Source organism: Hymenobacter armeniacus (genome assembly GCF_014699055.1).
Lineage (GTDB): Bacteria > Bacteroidota > Bacteroidia > Cytophagales > Hymenobacteraceae > Hymenobacter > Hymenobacter armeniacus.
The window spans coordinates 917,771-937,210 of the sequence record NZ_JACXAC010000002.1; the positions used below are offsets into that span (position 1 = coordinate 917,771).

General features: G+C 62.1%; 9 protein-coding genes. 8 read left to right on the forward strand and 1 reads right to left on the reverse strand.

Annotation, left to right across the window (positions count from 1 at the left end; translation table 11 throughout):
• Nucleotides 1-615 precede the first annotated feature (615 nt).
• The 7 genes from IC234_RS08205 to IC234_RS08235 all read left to right on the forward strand — a co-directional run bounded on the left by IC234_RS08205 (nucleotide 616) and on the right by IC234_RS08235 (nucleotide 16,119).
• A complete protein-coding gene (locus IC234_RS08205) occupies nucleotides 616-3,375 on the forward strand; it encodes an alpha-d-galacturonidase (protein WP_223827537.1) in 2,760 nt (919 codons plus the stop codon).
• A gap of 166 nt (nucleotides 3,376-3,541) precedes the next feature.
• Entirely contained in the window at nucleotides 3,542-5,086 is a 1,545-nt protein-coding gene (locus tag IC234_RS08210) for an MGH1-like glycoside hydrolase domain-containing protein (protein ID WP_190923358.1), read from the forward strand.
• A 116-nt stretch (nucleotides 5,087-5,202) separates the two neighbouring features.
• Nucleotides 5,203-6,756, forward strand: coding sequence for a glycoside hydrolase family 28 protein (locus tag IC234_RS08215; protein WP_190923359.1), 1,554 nt, complete (start codon nucleotides 5,203-5,205; stop codon nucleotides 6,754-6,756).
• Between the two features lie 131 nt (nucleotides 6,757-6,887).
• Nucleotides 6,888-9,677: a glycoside hydrolase family 95 protein gene (locus IC234_RS08220; protein ID WP_190923360.1), complete on the forward strand. Its 2,790-nt coding sequence runs from the start codon at nucleotides 6,888-6,890 to the stop codon at nucleotides 9,675-9,677.
• 181 nt (nucleotides 9,678-9,858) lie between these two features.
• Entirely contained in the window at nucleotides 9,859-13,398 is a 3,540-nt protein-coding gene (locus tag IC234_RS08225) for a malectin domain-containing carbohydrate-binding protein (protein WP_190923361.1), read from the forward strand.
• A gap of 134 nt (nucleotides 13,399-13,532) precedes the next feature.
• The gene (locus tag IC234_RS08230; RefSeq protein ID WP_190923362.1) at nucleotides 13,533-15,128 is read left to right on the forward strand and encodes a sodium:solute symporter; all 1,596 of its coding nucleotides are present in this window, start codon (nucleotides 13,533-13,535) and stop codon (nucleotides 15,126-15,128) included.
• A gap of 64 nt (nucleotides 15,129-15,192) precedes the next feature.
• Nucleotides 15,193-16,119, forward strand: a complete 927-nt coding sequence (locus tag IC234_RS08235) for a dihydrodipicolinate synthase family protein (RefSeq protein ID WP_190923363.1) — start codon at nucleotides 15,193-15,195, stop codon at nucleotides 16,117-16,119.
• A 203-nt stretch (nucleotides 16,120-16,322) separates the two neighbouring features.
• Here the strand turns inward: IC234_RS08235 and IC234_RS08240 are convergent, their stop codons facing one another.
• Nucleotides 16,323-17,219, reverse strand: a complete 897-nt coding sequence (locus IC234_RS08240; protein ID WP_190923364.1) for an AraC family transcriptional regulator — start codon at nucleotides 17,217-17,219, stop codon at nucleotides 16,323-16,325.
• A 501-nt stretch (nucleotides 17,220-17,720) separates the two neighbouring features.
• On the opposite strand from IC234_RS08240, the gene IC234_RS08245 reads away from it, so the two are divergent.
• On the forward strand, nucleotides 17,721-19,382 hold the full coding sequence (locus tag IC234_RS08245) for a fucose isomerase (protein WP_190923365.1): 1,662 nt from the start codon (nucleotides 17,721-17,723) through the stop codon (nucleotides 19,380-19,382).
• Nucleotides 19,383-19,440 lie beyond the last annotated feature (58 nt).

The window sequence follows — 19,440 nt, forward strand, 5'->3', positions numbered from 1 at the left end:
GAGTTTAGATGAAGCGAAATAACAGGGTAAAAACCGCCGGCACCTATACCATTTTCTCGACCCTGTGTAGGATGTTAGCATGCCCCCCAGACGGCGACAGAGGCAGCCAGGGGTGTTGAGTAAATACTCACCCCTATGCTCCTTGCCAATGTTCGTGTGGCAAATGAGGCAGGGGCATTGTTCAGTTCAGCACAACAAAAAGAAGGCTTTAGCTATTATGCAGGCCTTTGATTGAGCAAGGGCAATGCTGATTGTAGCCCACAAATCAGCCGTTCGTGACACCTCACCGCGCCCTGCCTCTGCAGTCGCAAAGGCTGCCTTCGCGGCAGAGTTATCGATTGTGTCAGGGCTGATTTGGCGATGGCAACATGCTACAAGAGCCGGCGAACATGGTACACAGAAGCAGCTCGGGTGCCCGATAATTTTGACCTGATGCCATTCGTCTATTTTGCTCCTTCCTTCCGCGAAGCACCAGCGCATCGAAACCGCTGGAATGCGCTTGTTCGCGGTGCCTTTTTAATAGCCGGCCTGTTGCTGAGCGTGGCTCAAGTAGCTGCGGATGCCGCGCCGAAGCCAACAGAACGCCGTAGAGACGCGACACTTCGCGTCTCCTCGTTGAACAACAACTGGACTCCCCTCAGACGGCGCGAACGCCGAGACGCAAAGTGTCGCGTCTCTACAGTCCGCCCAACTGCGCAAACCCGCACCATCCTGCTGCCCAAAACCGCCCACGCCCGTCTGCAATACGGCGCGGAACGGCTGGCCGCTGCCCTGCGCACCGCGGGCTACCAGGTGCAGATTCAGCAGGCCGATAAATTGCCCAAAGCCAAAGGCCTGATTGTGGTGGGCCAGGCCAAGGACGCGCTGGTACAACAGGCAGCCACGGCCTTGCGCATCACCACCGAGAAAGCGCCCAGCAAGGAAGGATTCGCTATTTCGTCGGCAAAAGACGACAATCTGCTCATCAGCGGAGCCGATAATTCCGGCGCCCTCTACGGCTGCCTGGAGCTGGCCGAACAAGTCAAAACCCAGGGCAAGCTCAGCGACAACCTGCACCTCACCGACCAGCCCGAAATGGTGCTGCGCGGCACCTGCATCGGCGTGCAAAAGCCCACGTACCTGCCCGGTCGCAACGTGTACGAGTACCCCTACACGCCCGAGACGTTTCCGTGGCTCTACGATAAGCAGCTCTGGATTAAGTATCTCGACATGATGGTTGACAACCGGTACAACTCGCTCTATCTCTGGAACGGGCACCCGTTTGCCTCGCTGGTGCGGCTCAAGGACTACCCGTTTGCGGTGGAAGTGGACGACGCCACTTTTAAAAAGAACGAGGAGATGTACCGCTTCCTGACCGAGGAGGCCGACAAGCGCGGCATCTGGGTGATTCAGATGTTCTACAACATCATTGTATCCAAGCCCTTCGCCGAGCACTACAACATTAAAACCCAGGACCGCGCCCGGCCCATCGTGCCGCTCATTGCCGATTACACGCGCAAGTCCATCGCCGCTTTCGTGGAGAAGTATCCCCACGTGGGCCTGATGGTGGCGCTGGGCGAGGCCATGGAAGGCGCCGGCCAGGACGACGTGGACTGGTTCACAAAAACCATCATTCCCGGCGTGCAGGACGGCCTCAAGGCCCTGGGCAGCACCGAGCAGCCGCCCATCGTGCTGCGCGCCCACGACACCGACGCGCCCCGCGTCATCACCGAAGCGCTGCCGCTCTACAAAAACCTCTACACCGAGGCCAAATTCAACGGCGAGGCGCTCACGACTTACACCCCGCGCGGCTCCTGGGCCGAACTGCACCGCAAACTGAGCGGCATGAACTCGGTGCACATCGAGAACGTGCACATCCTGGCCAACCTGGAGCCGTTCCGCTACGGCTCGGCCGATTTCATTCAGAAATCGGTGCAGGCCATGCACAACATCTACGGCGCCAACGGCTTGCACCTCTACCCGGAGTCGTCGTACTGGGACTGGCCCTACACCGCCGACAACGTGGCCGGCCGCCAGCTGCAGGTCGACCGCGACTGGCTGTGGTACGCCGAGTGGGCCCGCTACGCCTGGCGCGCCAACCGCCCCCGCCCGGCCGAAGTCGCGCACTGGAGCCAAAAGCTGGCCGCGCAGTTCGGCTGCGACGAGCAGGCCGGCCAGCAGATTCTCACCGCCTACGAAGAAGCCGGCGAAATCGAGCCCAAGCTGCTGCGCCGCTACGGCATCACCGACGGCAACCGGCAGACGCTGACCTTGGGCATGCTCATGAATCAGCTCATCGACCCCAAGCGCTACGGCTTGTTTACGCTGCTTTATGAGTCGGAATCGCCGGAGGGCGAGATGATTATCGAGTATGCGGAGAAGGAGGCGAAAGGGGGGAAGCACGTGGGCGAAACCCCGCCGCAGATAGCCAACGAGGTGGTGGAACACGGCAAAAAAGCCGTGGCCGCCATCGAGCGCGCCGCGCCGGCCATCAAGCAGAATCAGGCCGAGTTTGCCCGCGTTAAAAACGACATATACTGCCAGGATGCGCTGGCGAATTTCTACGCCGAAAAAGCGCGGGCCGCCTTACAAGTGCTGAAGTATAAGTACTCGCACAACGTGCAGGACCTGACCGCTGCCGTGCCTTTGTTGCAAAGCAGCGTGGCGCACTGGCAGAAGCTGGTCGAACTCACCAAGAATACCTACCTCTACGCCAACAGTATGCAAACCGCCCAGCGCAAAATCCCGATGCGCGGTGTGGATGGAACCTACAAGACCTGGGCCGAGATGCTGCCGGTGTACAAAAAGGAATTGGCCGATTTTCAGCACAACATCGACTCATTAAAAACGGCCAAGGTCGCGCCCGCTGCCAAGCTGGTGGCCTTACGCAACGCTCCCGTAACGCTGCTAACCAAAAGTGCGGGCACCTACACCGTAACCGCCGGCCAAACAATTTTTGCCGATACCACCGCGCGGCTCGCGGCCTTCGCGCCGGAGCTGGCGGGGCTCAAAGGAATCCGTTTCAGTAAGGCGCAGCAAGTGGCGCAGGGCACGGAAATCCGGTTTTCCACCAAAAAGCCCGTGCAGGTTCTGGTTGGCTTCTTCAACCAGAAAAGCCCGCGCTATCTGCCCGTGCCCACGCTGGAAATTGACGCCAGCGCCAACGATTACGGCCAGGCCGAAAGCAAGATTTTGAATGCGTTGGCCATCCCCGGCCTGCCGCCCGTCAACGTGCATGCCTACTCCTTTAAGGCCGGTACGCACACGCTGAATCTGGCCCGCGGAGCCTGCCTCATTCTGGGGTTTGTGGATGCCACGCAGCCGGTGCCAACTTATAATGCCGGGCTGGGCAGCGCGGTGGCGCCGGGCCGCGAGATTGATTGGTTGTTTGAGTAAGGTCGTTTTGGCGGGGCGCCTCACCCCCCGGCCCCCTCTCCCAAAGGAGAGGGGGAGCCTGATGAAATCATAGAGAAGCCAGTCGATAAAAAGACTGGCTCCCCCTCTCCTTTGGGAGAGGGGGCCGGGGGGGTGAGGCGCCCCGTCTGCGCAAATTGAATTCCTTATGAAACCCACCCGCCTGCTCCTGTCCCTCAGCCTGCTCAGCGCCGCGCCGGCCATCGCCCAGCAGCCCGTGCTCACGCCGGAGCACCTGCGCGCCAGCGTGGCCCGCTTCAATGCGTTGGATAAAGAGGACGTCATCAACCTAGTGTCTAATGCCCAGGCGGCCGATTGGCTGGCCCGTGAGGTGCCGCTGTTCGAGTGCCCCGATTCGGCTATTCAGGAGACGTACTACTACCGCTGGTGGACCTTCCGCAAGCACCTCAAGCAGACGCCCGACGGCTACGTGTTCACGGAGTTCATCACGCCGATGAAGCACGCCGGACCCTACAATACCATCAGCAGCGCCCTGGGCCACCACCTCAACGAAGGGCGCTGGCTGCACGACCCGCAGTACATCGACCAGTACACGCGCTTCTGGCTGACGGCCAAGCAGCCGCAGGTGAATGCCAAGCTGCACAGCTTCAGCAGCTGGCTGCCCGATGCCGTGTATGAGCTGTACAAAGTGAACAATAACCAGGTCTTTGTGCAGGAGATGCTGCCCCTGCTCAACGCCGACTACCGGCAGTGGGAAAAGGAGCGGAAGCTGCCCAGCGGCCTGTTCTGGCAATACGACGTGAAGGATGCGATGGAGGAATCCATCAGCGGCGGGCGCAAGGAAAAGAACGTGCGGCCTACCATCAATAGCTACATGTACGGCAACGCCAAAGCCCTGGCCGCCATGGCCAAGCTGACCAAAAACGACAGCCTCGAACGCAAGTATGCGGCCAAAGCCAAACAGCTCCGCGCCGACGTGCAAAAGACCCTCTGGGACCCCAAGGCCAGTTTTTTCAAGGTGCAGTACGAGAAGGGCGGCCTCTGCGAGGCGCGGGAGGAGTTGGGCTACATTCCCTGGTACTTCAACTTGCCCGCCGACAAGCCGCAGTACGCCAAACAATGGGAGCAACTGACTGACGAACAAGGATTCAAAGCACCCTGGGGCCTGACCACGGCCGAGCGGCGCGCGCCAGGGTTCCGCACCCACGGCTCGGGCCACGGCTGCGAGTGGGACGGCGCGGTGTGGCCCTACGCCACTACCCAAACGCTAAAGGGCCTCGCCAACCTGCTCACCGCCTACAAGCACCACGACGGCATGAGCGCGCAGGTGTACTACGACGAATTGCGCAAATACGCCCTCTCGCACCAGAAAAACGGCGTGCCCTACCTGGGCGAATACCAGGACGAAAAGAACGGCGAGTGGCTGAAAGGTGACAACCCGCGCAGCAGCTACTACAACCACTCTGGCTTCGCCGATTTGGTGATAACCGGCCTGGTCGGCCTGAAGCCGCGGACTGATAACGTGGTGGAGGTGGTGCCGCTGGTGCCGGCTGGCAAGTGGGACTGGTTTGCGCTGGACCAGGTGCGCTACCACGGCCGCATGATTTCGGTGATTTGGGACAAAACTGGCCAGAAATACGGCCGGGGCCAGGGGCTGCGCGTTTTCGCCGACGGCAAGGAAATCGGCCGCGCCAGCGAATTGAAACGGGTGACGGCTAAACTGCCCGGCTGAACGATGTCGAGACGCGACACTTCGCATCTCTCGTTGAACAACTGCCGTGAATGACCTAATGGCGCAGCCGCCGAGACGCGAAGTGTCGCGTCTCGACATCGTTCGAATTAACTCTTATGAAGCACTTTCTCGCCGCCTTTTTCCTGCTCCTCACCATCTCGGCGGCCCGCGCCCAGGACAATTACAACGTCCTGAAATACGGCGCGAAAAACGACAGCACGAAGCTGTCTACGGCCGCCATTGCCAAGGCCATCGATGCGGCCAGCAAGGCGGGTGGCGGCACGGTGTACTTTCCGGCCGGGCGCTACCGTACGGGCCCCATTCGCCTCAAAAGCAACATTACCATCGAGATAGGCGCGGGCGCCATCCTTTACTTTAGCGACAATTTCGACGACTACCTGCCCATGGTGGCTTCGCGCTACGAGGGCATCGACGTGACCAGCTTTTCGCCGCTGTTCTATGCGTACAAGGCCGAAAATATCACCATTCGCGGCCGGGGCATCATCGACGGGCAGGGCAAGAAGTGGTGGGACTACGCCGAGGGCCAGTCGCGCAAAAGCCAGGATTCGAAGTGGCAGCAGGAATTTAGGCGGCTCAATGCCAATATTATCAGGCCCGACGAGCAGGGCGGCGTGATTGACCGAGCGTTTCTGCGGCCGCCGTTCATTCAGCCCATGTTTTGCAAGAACGTGCTGATTGAGGGCATCACCATTCGCAACTCGCCGTTCTGGACGGTGAACCCTGAATTCTGTGAGAACGTGACCATTACGGGCGTCACCATCAACAACCCGAAGTCGCCGAATACCGACGGCATCAACCCCGAGTCGTGCCGCTACGTGCACATTTCCAACTGCCACATCAGCGTGGGCGACGACTGCATCACCATCAAATCGGGCAAGGATGCAGCGGGCCGCAAGATGAACGTGCCGGCCGAAAACTACACCATTACCAACTGCACCATGCTCAGCGGGCACGGCGGCGTGGTGATTGGGAGCGAGATGTCGGGCGGGGTGAAGAAAATTGTGATTTCGAACTGCGTGTTTGATGGCACTGACCGTGGCATCCGCATCAAAACGGCCCGGGGCCGGGGCGGCGTGGTGGAGGACATTCGGGTCGATAACATCGTGATGAAGAACATCCGCGACCAGATGATTGTGCTCGATATGCAGTACGCCAAAACCACGCCCGAGCCGGTTTCGGAGCGCACGCCGCGCTTCCGCAACATCCATTTCAGCAACATCACAGCCGAGGGCAACCAGGCCGGCCTGCTGAACGGCCTGAGTGAAATGCCCATCGAAAACGTCTCGTTTTCCAACCTGAACCTCGACGCCAAACAGGGCTTCACCATCCGCGAAGCGCGCAACATCGCCTTTCACAACGTGCAGGTAAACACCACCATCGGCCCGGCCGTGCGCGCCGAAAGCGTGCAGCTGCTGCGCCTCGATGGCGTGGGCAGCGCCACGCCCTTGGCCGGCACCCCGCAGGTGGAGCTGAGCGACGTGCAGGATGCTTTCATTTACAATTCCTTCCCGGCGGCGGGTACCGAAACCTACCTCAAGCTCAAGGGCGCCAAAACCCGCAGCATTGTGCTGCAAAACAACAATTTCAAGTACGTGAAAGCGCCCGTGTCGCAAGACGAGGCGGTGACGGAGCGGGTGGTGGGGCCGTAGCCAGAACGACAATAAGAACGTCATGTAGAGCGCAGCGAAGCATCTTGCCCGCCACTACTAATTAGTTGAAGCATGCGAGATGCTTCGCTGCGCTCTGCATGACGTTTTGATTTATAATAGCTTGCTTGTTGATGATACGCCTTTTCCTCCTGCTTCTTACCGTCCCCGCCGCCGCCCAGCAGCCCTTGAAGCTGTGGTACGCTCAGCCCGCCGCGAAATGGACCGACGCGCTGCCCATCGGCAACGGCCGGCTGGGCGGCATGGTGTACGGCGGGGTGGGGCAGGAGCGCATCCAGTTCAACGAGGCCACGCTCTGGACCGGCCGCCCGCGTCCCTATGCCCGGCCCGGTGCCGCGCAGTATCTGCCGCAAATCCGCCAGCTGCTGGCCGAAGGCAAGCAGGCCGAAGCCGAGGCGCTGGCCGAGCAGCACTTCATGGGACTGAAAGACCACGAGGAAACCTACGACTCCGACAAAGCTGCCTGGCTGCAGAAAATACGGGCCGTGAGCGTGGCGCAGGCCCTGGCCCAGCCGGGCTGGAAACTGCTGGCCATCCCGACGCCCAATGGCTGGGAAAGCGCCGGCCTGGAAGGCTTGGACGGCGCCGTCTGGTTCAAAACCACTTTCGACCTGCCCACCGCCTGGGCCGGCCAAGACCTCACGCTGAGCCTGGGCCGCATCCGCGACGCGGACGTGACCTACGTGAACGGCCAGCCGGTGGGCACCGACGAAGGCATCAGCAAGAAGCGGCGCTACCGGGTGCCGGCCGCCGCGCTCCGACCCGGGCGCAACGAGGTGGTGCTGCAGGTTATCAACTACTTCGACAAGGGCGGGCTGATTGGGGTGAAGGAAAAGCAGCCGGTGTTTGTGGTGTACCCCGAGAATGCCGCCCCCGAAACCGGCGTGTCGCTTAGTTCCGATTGGCAATACTGGGTGCAGGACGCCAACCCGCCGCTGGCCCCGAGCTATCAGGCCTCGTACCAGCCTTTTGGGGACTTGTGGCTGGATTTTCCGCAGAGCAGTGCAGTGACGGACTACCGCCGCGAGCTGGACATTAGCCAGGCAGTGGCGCAAGCCACTTACCGGCAGGGGGGCGTGGCGTTTGCCCGCGAGTACTTCGTGAGTGCCCCCCAGCAAGCCCTGTTCTGTCACCTGACGGCTTCGGCTAAAGGCAAAATCACGCTGAACGCCCGCTTCGCTACCTTGCACGACAAGCGCAAAATCTACCGCGTCGATGACCACACGCTGGCCCTGGCGGTGCAGGTGCGCGATGGTGTGCTGCGCGGCGTGAGCTACCTGCGAGCCACGGCGAAAGGCGGCAAGGTGACCGTAACCAACGACCAGCTGCGTATTGAAAACGCCGACGAAGTCACGTTCAGCCTCACGGCCGCCACCAACTTTAAGAGATACCAGGATGTGTCGGGGCAGCCCGAGCAGCTGGCGAAGCAGGCGCTCGATAAGACCTCCGCTAAAAGCTACGCCGACCTGAAAGCCGCGCACATCCGCGACTACCAGCAGCTGTTTAATCCATTTGCCATCGACCTCGGCCATGCTGCTAACGAGCAACTGCCAACCGACCAACGCATCCTGAAATTTAGCCCCGTGGCCGACCCCGGCTTGCTGGCGTTGTACCTGCAGTTTGGGCGCTATTTGTTGATTTCGTCCTCGCGGGCCGGTGGGCCGCCGGCCAACCTGCAAGGGCTCTGGAACGAGTCGCTGACGCCCTCCTGGGGCAGTAAGTACACCACCAACATCAACCTGGAAATGAACTACTGGCCGGCCGAGGTACTGAACCTGTCGGCCTGCACCGCGCCGCTGTTCAGCTTCATCGACCAACTCGCTAAAACCGGCCAGACCACCGCGAAAGCCAACTACAACTCTCCCGGCTGGGTGTTGCACCACAACACCGATATCTGGGACGGCACCGCGCCCATCAACGCCGCCAACCACGGCATCTGGGTGACGGGCGCGGCCTGGCTGTGCCAGCCCATTTGGGAGCATTACCAGTTTACGCAAAACCGGGAGTTTCTGCGCCAGCAATACCCCGTGCTGAAAGAAGCGGCTCGGTTTTACGCCAGCTTTCTGGTGAAGGACCCGCGCACTGGCTGGCTCATCAGCACGCCGTCCAATTCGCCGGAGCACGGCGGGCTGGTGGCCGGCCCAACCATGGACCACCAGATTATCCGGGAGCTGTTTAAAACCACTACTGAGGCAGCGAAGGTGCTGGGCGTGGACGTCGACTTACAACGGGAGCTGACCGCCAAAGCCGGCCAGCTGGCTCCGAACCAAATCGGCCGGCACGGCCAGCTGCAGGAGTGGCTCGAAGACAAGGACGACCCCGCCGACACGCACCGCCACGTGTCGCACCTGTGGGGCGTGTTCCCGGGCTCCGAAATCAGCCCTGCCGACCCCAAGTTGCTGCAGGCCGCCCGCACCTCGCTTACGCAGCGCGGCGACGGCGGCACCGGCTGGAGCCTGGCCTGGAAAGTGAACCTGTGGGCCCGTTTCCGCGACGGCGACCACGCCCTGCGCATCCTTGAAAACCTGCTCTCGCCTGCCGAAAACGGCACCGGTCCCGAGCAGGGCGGCGTCTATAAAAACCTCTTCGACGCCCACCCGCCCTTTCAGATTGACGGCAACTTCGGCGGCGCGGCCGGCATGGCCGAAATGCTGCTGCAAAGCCAGACTGGCGCGCTCGATTTGCTGCCCGCCCTGCCCACGGCCTGGGCCACAGGCAGCGTTCGCGGCCTACGCGCCCGCGGCGGCTTTGTGGTGGATTTGAAGTGGGCCGGAGGCAAGCTGTCGGAAGTGGAAATCAAGTCGGAAGCTGGGCGCGAGTGTGTGGTGCGGTATGGTGGGAAGGAGTCGAGATTTTCGACGAAAGCCGGCGGAATTTATAAGTTGAACGAGGAACTGCGCTGACGTGACGCCTTGCCGTATTGCCGCGGCGCCTCACCCCCCGGCCCCCTCTCCCAAAAAAGAGGGGGAGCATAATGAAAAGTTGAAAATGAATAATGCCTGGCACTCACTTATGCATATAATTCAGGCTCCCCCACTCCTTTGGGAGAGGGGGCCGGGGGGGGAGGCGCCGCGGCAATACGGCATGCGAATTCTACTCTTGTTTCTTGCGGTGCTGCTTGCAGCAACAACTCACGCCCAAACCCGCACCACCACGCCCTTGCTGGACAACTGGCGCACCGCCGTCGACGACCACAACCAGCGGGCTTACCCCGAATTCGAGCGCCCCGATTACAACGACCAAACCTGGCAAACCGTGGCCGTGCCCCACAACTGGGACGCCTACGAGGGCTACCGCCGCCAGCGCCACGGCAACCGCCACGGCTACGCCTGGTACCGCAAAACCTTCACCACGGCGCCCGTCGCGAAAGATTCCCGCAGCTTCCTTTTTTTCGAAGGCGTAGGCTCCTACGCCACCGTGTGGCTGAATGGCCAAAAGGTGGGCTACCACGCCGGCGGCCGCACCACCTTCACCCTCGACGTGACGGCCGCCCTCAGCCCCGCCGGCCGCCCCAACGTGCTGGCCGTGCGCGCCGACCACCCGGCCAACATCCAGGACCTGCCCTGGGTGTGCGGCGGCTGCTCCGAGGAGCGGGGCTTCTCGGAAGGCTCGCAGCCGATGGGCATTTTCCGGCCGGTGTCGCTGGTTGTCACCAGCCCGGTGCGGGTGGAGCCGTTTGGCGTGCACGTCTGGGCCGATTCCACGGTATCTGCCCAGGCGGCCCGGCTGAGTGTCGAAACGGAAATAAAGAATTACGGCGGCCAGGCGCAGAACCTGACCATCAGCAGCCAGCTGCTTGACCGGCAGGGGAGGAGCGTGGCCCAAATCAGCACGAAGCAGAAGCTGGCGGCTGGAACTGCAACGCAGCTTCATCAGCAGCTACCGGTGCTGAAGCAGCCGCACCTGTGGTCGCTGGCTGACCCGTATTTGTATCGACTGGTCACGAAAATCAGCGCCAAGGGCAAGCTGCTTGATGAGCTGGAAACGCCCTACGGCATCCGCTGGGTGAGCTGGCCGATTGGGCGGGCCGCGGCGGCCGGGCAGAAGCAGTTTCTGCTGAACGGGAAGCCGGTTTTCATCAACGGAATTGCCGAATACGAGCACCTGTTGGGCCAGAGCCACGCCTTCACGCCGGAGCAGATTCGCACCCGCGTGCAAATGATAAAAGCCACCGGCTTCAACGCCTTTCGGGATGCTCACCAGCCGCACAACCTGCGCTATCAGGCCAACTGGGATTCGCTGGGGCTGCTCTGGTGGCCGCAGCTGGCCGCGCACGTGTGGTACGACACGCCCGCTTTCCGCCAGAACTTCAAAACCCTGCTCACCGACTGGGTGAAGGAGCGCCGCAACTCTCCCTCGGTGGTGCTCTGGGGCCTCGAAAACGAAAGCACGCTGCCGGCCGACTTCGCCCGCGAGTGCAGCGCCCTCATCCGCCAGCTCGACCCCACGGCCTCCCGCGAACGCAAAATCACGACCTGCAACGGCGGCCAGGGCACCGACTGGGACGTGCCCCAGAACTGGACCGGCACCTACGGCGGCGACCCCAACCAATACGGCGCCGATGTGGCCCGCCAGGTCCTCATCGGCGAGTACGGCGCCTGGCGCACCCTCGACCTGCACCAGTCCGGCCCGCCCGCCTTCAACAGCGGCCCTTTCAGCGAAGACCGGTTTGCCCAGCTCATGGAGTTGAAGGTCCGCCTCGCCGAAGCCGCCAAGGACCAGACCGCCGGCCACTTCTTCTGGCTGCTGACCTCGCACGACAACCCCGGCCGGGTGCAGGGCGGCGAAGGCCAGCGCGAACTCGACCGCATTGGCCCCGTCAACTACAAAGGCCTGCTCACGCCCTGGGAAGAGCCCACGGATGCGTTTTATATGTTCCGGGCCAACTACGCGCCCAAAACCACCGAGCCGATGGTTTACGTGGCCTCGCACACCTGGCCTGACCGCTGGCGTACGCCCGGCCGCCGGGACAGCATTACCGTCTATTCTAACTGCGATGAAGTCGAGCTTTTTAATGACGTGAACGCCGCTTCGCTGGGCCGAAAAAGCCGCGTCGGGGGCATCGGAACGCATTTTCAATGGGATGGAGCTGATATTAAATACAACGTGCTCTACGCCGTGGGCTACGTGGCCGGCAAGGCGGTGGCGAAGGACTACATCGTGCTCTACCACTTGCCCAAAGCCCCCAACTTCGATAAGTTTTTAGCTGATGCCCAGCCTCTCACCCAGCCGCAGCCAGGCCTGAATTATCTCTATCGCGTGAACTGTGGCGGCCCAGCTTACCAAGACCAGCACGGCCAAGCATGGCAGGCCGACCAGCCCCGCACCGACTCCACAACCTGGGGCTCGGAATCGTGGACGCAGGAGTTTCCCGGCATCACGCCCTTCTTCGCCAGCCAGCGCCGCACATTCGACCCCATCGGCGGCACCCGCGACTGGCCGCTGTTCCAGGATTTCCGCTACGGCCGCGAGAAGCTGCGCTACGCATTCCCCGTACCCAACGGCGACTATACCGTGGAGCTGTATTTCACCGAGCCCTGGCTGGGCACCGGCGGCGGGCTGGACTGCACCGGCTGGCGGCAGTTCGACGTGGCCATTAACGGTGAAACTGTTCTTAAAAACCTTGATATCTGGAAGGAAGCCGGCCACGACCAAGCGCTGAAGAAGACCGTTAAGGCCCGCGTAACCGATGGCCAGCTCGTCATTTCATTCCCCCATGTCGCCTCCGGCCAGGCCCTGATTTCGGCCATTGCTATTGCCACCGCCGACGCAAGCGCCCCGCCGGCCCCAGCTCCGCAGCCCGTCATCGGAAACTTGAAAATCAATAACCCAGCCCAGGCCGCGCAGTGGTCGACCCAAACCTGGCTCGACACGGGCAGCCAGAGTTTCAGCGACGCGCCGGCTACTTTTAGTGCCTTGCCCTCCGTGCTGTACGGGGCCGAGTGGCTGCGTGGGCCAAGCAAGCCCAATGTTGCTGGCGGCACGTTCAGTGTCAACACCGTAGCCGATGTGTACGTGGGCCTTGATACGAAGCAGGCAACCCGTCCGGCGTGGCTTAAAGAATACGAGGATACCAAAACGGACCTCGAAACCGCTGGCCCGGCCACCAGTACTTTCCACTTGTACCGCAAGCGCTTCCCGGCCAATGCTACTGTTGCTTTGGGCGCCAACGGTAGCGCCTACATCGTGGCCGTGAACCGCGCCAGCACCATCGAGCCTGCCTACGACCTCAAGGCCGTGACCGGTTACAAGCCCGCCACCGCCCGCCTCAGCGGGTCCGGCATGGTGAAGGAAACGGTCAACACCAAGGAGAGTATCACCTTCAAAGAGCCCAGCGGCGGCTCTCTGGAATGGAGCATTCAGGTGGGCGTGGCCGACACGTACGCGCTCACCTTCCGCTACGCCAACCAGCTCGCCCGGCCGCTCGCCGGCACGCTCACCGTGGCCCTGGCCGATGGCACCGTGCTCAAAACCGAAAAAGTAGAGCTGGTGCCCTCCAAGCCGGGCAAGTGGAACTACCTCACCACCTCCACCGGCGGCATGATAAACGCCGGCAGCTACCGCATCAGGCTCGCCGCCACCGATGCCGCGGGCCTGAGCATTTCGGGGCTCGACGTGCAGTAGAGAAACGGCTGGTCAAGATGCTACAATAGGAGGGGAACATGGTATACCCGGCCGGTTTCGGGCCGAGGTAAATTTGTGAGTAGGCGGCGGGCCCGTTTTGGGTTCAAGTCGCGGCAAATCGGTATTATGGCCTCATGAGCAATTTGCGAGTTCTTGACCTGGTCATCATCGCCCTGTATCTGGTGGCCATGATTGCCGTGGGGGCCTGGTTTTCCCGTAAAAACCTGAACGCCGAGCAGTATTCCAGCGCTTCGGGGCTGATTCCGGGCTGGGCCATCGGCATGTCCATCTACGCTACTTTCCTCAGTAGCAACACGTTTTTGGGCGTGCCGGGCAAGGCCTTCGGCACCAACTGGAACGCCTTTGTTTTCAGCATTTCGATGCCGCTGGCGGCCTGGGTAGCCACGCGCTACTTCGTGCCCTTCTACCGTAGCACCGGCGAAATATCGGCCTATACGCACCTGGAGCACCGTTTTGGGAGCTGGGCGCGCACCTACGCGGTGGCCTGCTTCCTGCTCACGCAGCTGGCTCGCATTGGCTCCATCTTCTTCGGCATTGCCCTCACGCTGCAGGCCCTCACGGGCTTTTCGATGGAGATGATAATGCTGGTGACGGGCAGCTGCATCATCGTGTATACGGTGCTGGGGGGCATCGAGGCTGTTATCTGGACCGAGGTGGTGCAGGGCGTGGTGAAAACCTTCGGGGCGCTGCTCATCCTGTACCTGATTGTGACCAACATGCCGGGCGGCTTCTCCAATATTGTGGCCATTGGGCAGGCGCAGCATAAGTTCAGCCTCGGCGGCTTCGCGCCCGATTTCACCCAGTCCACCTTCTGGGTGGTGCTGCTCTACGGCTTCTTCATCAACCTCAACAACTTCGGGGTCGACCAGAACTACGTGCAGCGCTACCACACGGCCACCTCGGCCAAGCAGGCCGCCAAGTCCATCTGGCTCTGCGTGCTGATTTACGTGCCGGCCTCGCTGCTGTTCTTCGTCATCGGCGCGGCGCTGTTTGCCTACTACCAGGTGCACCCCGAGCTGATTGAGGCCGTGAAGCTGAAAGTGGCCGCCGAAAAGCTGCCCCTCACCGCCACCGCCGCCCAGCTAACGCAAGCCGCCGCCGTCCTGCAGCCGGCCGACTACGGCGACAAGGTGATGCCGCATTTCATGGTGACCAAGATTCCGCCCGGCTTCGTGGGCCTCATCGTGTCGGCCATCCTCTCGGCAGCCATGAGCACCATCAGCTCGGGCATGAATGCCTCGGCCACGGTGTTCACCGTCGACATCTACGAGCGGTATTTCAAGGCCAACCTCAACGTGAAGCAAACCATGCGCGCGCTGCACGTGGGCACGGTGGCGGTGGGCCTGTTGGGCATGGGCGTGGGCATTGCCATGATAGGCGTGAAAAGCGTGCTCGACGTGTGGTGGCAGCTGTCGGGCATTTTCGCGGCTGGCATGCTGGGCCTGTTCCTGCTCGGCATCATCAGCCGGCAAACGCGCAACGCCGAAGCCCTCACGGCCACCATCATCGGCGTGCTGGTCATCGTCTGGCTCACGCTCTCGCCCCAGCTGCCCGAGTCCCTGGCGGCCCTGCGCAACCCGCTGCACCAGAGCATGGTGATTGTGGTGGGCACGCTCACCATTTTCCTGCTGGGGCTGCTGCTCACGCGCTTTCGCAGCCGCCGCGCCCCGGCCCTGGCCCCCGAAGAAGTAAAACAGTCCGTGCACTAGCCGGCCCGCCATTTTCTACCCCGAACGGCCCGCCTGCGGCCCCGAACATTAAGCCCTTATGGTTATGCAACATTCAGCGAAGGGATTTATCCCGGTCATGCTCATGCCTTTTCAGAGCGATGGGCAAATCGACTATCCGGCCCTTACCCGCCTGACCGAGATGTACTTAAAGGCCGGTGCGGCCGGTTTGTTTGCCAATTGCCTGTCGAGCGAGATGTTTGAGCTCAGCGCCGAGGAGCGCCTGCAAAGCATCCGCCACATCGTGGACGTGGCCGCCGGCGAGGTGCCCGTGGTGGCCACCGGCACCTTTGCCGGCCCCCTCACCGAGCAGGCCGATTTTGTGAAGCAGGTGTACGCCGCCGGCACCGAGGCCGTCATCGTCATCACGGGCCTACTGGCCCGGCAGGAAGAGTCCGACGCAGTGTTCAACGAGCGTTTCCACCGCCTGCTGGACTCGACGGCCGGCGTGCCGCTGGGCTTCTACGAGTGCCCCGAGCCCTACAAGCGCGTGCTCTCGGCCGAGCAGCTGGGGCAGTTCGTGGGCACCGGCCGCGTGACGTACCACAAAGACACCTGCCTCGACATTGAGCAGATTCAAGCCAAGCTGGCGGCCACCCAAGGCCATCGGTTCGGCTTGTACGACGCCTACATGGGCCACGCTGTGGAAAGCCTGCGCGCCGGCGCGGCGGGCCTCTCGTGCATTCAGGGCAATTTCTTTCCCGAGCTCATTGTGTGGCTGTGCCGCAACTACGACAACGCCAGCCTGCGCGCTGAAGTCGACGAAGTGCAGGATTTCTTCATCAAGAACATGGGCGTGATGCACGACGTGTACCCCACGGTGGCCAAGTATTCGCTCAAGCAGCGCGGCGTCGATATTTCCACGTTCACGCGCCGCAAGGTGGGCGATTTCACCAGCACCATCCGCGCCGGCGTGGAAGCGCTGTACGGCGACTACAGCGTGCTAAGCCGCAACCTGGAGCTGGTGGCGTAGGGTGTCGTTCAGACGGGGCGCCTCACCCCCGGCCCCCTCTCCGAAAGGAGAGGGGGAGCCACGGCATTACTTCGTTAATTAACAAAAAAAAGACCCGCTGTGCGATTGCAGCGGGCCTTTTGTGTAAGCTAAGAGATTAAAATACGTTCGGCTCCCCCTCTCCCTTGGGAGAGGGGGCCGGGGGGAGGCGCCACACTACGGCCCTACGCCGCCATGGCCAGCTCCTTGTGGCTGTGCAGGTACTTTTTCTTGTACTCCAGCGGCGTCATCTTCGTGATTTTCTTGAAGTGACGGTAGAAATTCGACACGTTGTTGAAGCCGCATTCGAAGCAGATGACCTCCGTCGGCAACTTGTCTTCGATGAGCTGGCGGCAGGCCTGGCTGATGCGGATTTCGATGAGGAAATCGTAGTACGTCTTCTTGGTAATCAGCTTGAAGTAGCGGCAGAACGAGGTGACGCTGAGGTTGCTGATGGAGGCAATTTCGTCCAGCGTGATTTCCTTTTTGTAGTTCGACAGCGTGTAGTTGCACACCTTGTTGATGCGCTGCACGTCCGACTCGTTGCTCTGCTTGAAGGCGTGGTGCTCCGAAGCAATGGTCTTCACCTCCGAGGTTTCGGAGAGGATTTTCAGGATGGACAGGAAAATGATGATGCGGTCGAGGTCGGTGGCGTGCACGGCCTGGCGCATGAGGGGCGCGAGCTTGGCCTTGGCCTTGCCGGTGATGAGCAGGCCGCTTTTGGCCTTCTCGAACAGCTTGGGAATGAGGTAGGCTTCGGGCAGGCCGAAGAGGTAGCGGCCCAGGCACTCGGGCAGGAACTGAATCACGATGGCCTCCACTTCCTTCTCGGGGTTGCCCTGGAAATACTCCTCGTTGCAGCGCCAGGTGTGGGGCAGGTTGGCGCCCAGCAGCACAATCTCGCCCGAGGAGAAGTTGCTGATGTTGTCGCCCATCAGGCGCACGCCCTCGCCCTTGATGACGTAGTGCAGCTCCAGCTCGGGGTGGTAATGCCACACTGTGCCGAAGTTGGGCTTCTGGTCGTGCCGCACGCTGAACGAACTCTGGGGAGCTACCGGAACTTTGTGAAAATGGGCTTTCATGAGAAGAGAGGGATGGTGGGAATTGACGGGAATTAGATGGCTACCGGGGCGAGGGGACGAAAACGTTTGTGATAGAAGGGCGGGAGGGCGGAGTGCTTACGCCAGGTGAGCAAGCTTCTCTAGGATGTTATCCTGCCAATTGCCGGGCGCAAAACCCGATAATCTGAAGCTGCTTTGGTTGGTAAGTAGTCACTAATTTATCTGCCTTTTCCAGGGCAACTCTCCTGTACTTGCCTGCCCTCGCCATTCAGCGCACAAATTCTGGGGAAGGTGCCGGCGCGGCGAAAAGCGAGGGCCAGAAAATCACGCAAGGGGCCCTGCGCCGGGCCCATGCTAACATCCTACACTAAGTAGGCAAGAACCGGCAGGTCCGCGCGGGGCTGGGCTAGCAAATTTGTCTAGCTGGTATTTCCGCTTGTTTTCGACGCCACTTCCTGCCCCAGTCGGCCGCGCCGAAGCGGCCCGCCAGGACCTGGTTCACCCAAAAAGCCTCTGCACGCCGTGGCCACTTTCCCCACCAAAGAAGTTCTGTTACTCGCCAGCGGCGACCTGCGCCTCGCCGCCAACCAAAACTGCTGGGCCGCCCAGCAAGCCATGGAAAAAAGCCTGACGGCGGCCCTCGCCCGGCAGGGCTGGACGGTGAAGCGCGCCCACGCCTACGACCCCGTGAAAAAGCACGGCTTCATCGACTCGCAGCGCATGGGCATGGACGTGTTTCGCACCCTCGAGCCCCGCCAGCCGCTCATCGTGGCCGAAAGCGTGTGGCAGTACTCGCACCATGTGCTGGCCGGCCTCACCACCCACCAGGGCCCCATCCTCACGGTGGCCAACTGGAGCGGCACCTGGCCCGGCCTGGTGGGCATGCTGAATTTGAACGGCTGCCTCACCAAAGCCGGCGTGCGCTACAGCACGCTCTGGAGCGAAGACTTTACCGACGAATTCTTTGAAAGCAACCTGAAAAACTGGCTTGCCTACGGCCGCATCGAGCAGGACGAGCGCCACGTGCTCAGCTTCAACGACGCCACCGTGCCCGCTGCTGAGGAGGAAACCGGCCGCGAGTTTGGCCAGCGCTTCCGCCAGCACAAGGCCATCATGGGCGTGTTTGACGAGGGCTGCATGGGCATGTACAACGCCATTGTGCCCGACGAGCTGCTGCACGCCACCGGCGTGTTCAAAGAGCGCCTGAGCCAGTCTTCCCTCTTTGCGGCCATGCGCACCGTGAGCGACGCCGACGCTCAGGGCGTGCTCGACTGGCTGCTGGCCCGGGGCATGAAGTTCAACTGGGGCACCCACGACGCCACCCAGCTCACCCCGGCCCAGACCCTGGAGCAGTGCAAAATGTACATCGCGGCCGTGCGCATCGGGGCCGAGTTCGGCTGCGACACCATCGGCATTCAGTACCAGCAGGGCCTCAAGGACCTGACCGTGGCCAGCGACCTGGCCGAGGGCTTGCTCAACAACACCGACCGGCCGCCCGTTTTTTCGGCCGAAACCGGCGAGGAGCTGTACGCCGGCCAGGCCCTGCCGCACTTCAACGAAGTGGACGAGTGCGCCGGCCTCGACGCCCTGCTCACCTACCGCCTCTGGAACGAGCTGGGCCTGCCCGGCGAAACCACCCTGCACGACCTGCGCTGGGGCCAGGCCTTCGACACCGGCGACGGCGAGGAGTTTGTGTGGGTGTTTCTGATTTCGGGCGCCGCGCCGCCCGCGCACTTCGTGGACGGCTACAAGGGCACCAGCAGCGAGCGGCAGCCCCCCATGTACTTCCGCCTGGGCGGCGGCAGCGTGAAGGGTGTGAGCCGCCCCGGCTCCCTCGTGTGGAGCCGCGTGTACGTGATGGACGGCAAGCTGCACTGCGACCTGGGCGTGGGCGAAGCCGTGGCCCTGCCCGCCGCCGAAACCCAGCGCCGCTGGAAGCTCACCACCCCGGAGTGGCCCATCATGCACGCGGTGCTGCGCGGCGTGAGCCGCAACCAGATGATGGCCCGCCACAAGGCCAACCACATCCAGGTGGTCTACGCGCCCTACGAGGCCAAAGCCCACCAGCTCTGCCGCATCAAGGCCGCCGCCCTGGCCGAGCTGGGCGTGGAAGTGCATTTCTGCGGCGACGTGCAGGGCGTGAGCAAAGCCGTGGTGCGCACCCTCGTGGCCGAGCCCGCTTAGTGCCCGCGGCCCAGTGCCGCCCCCCGACGCTACCTACTCTCCTCCTCAAATTCCCACG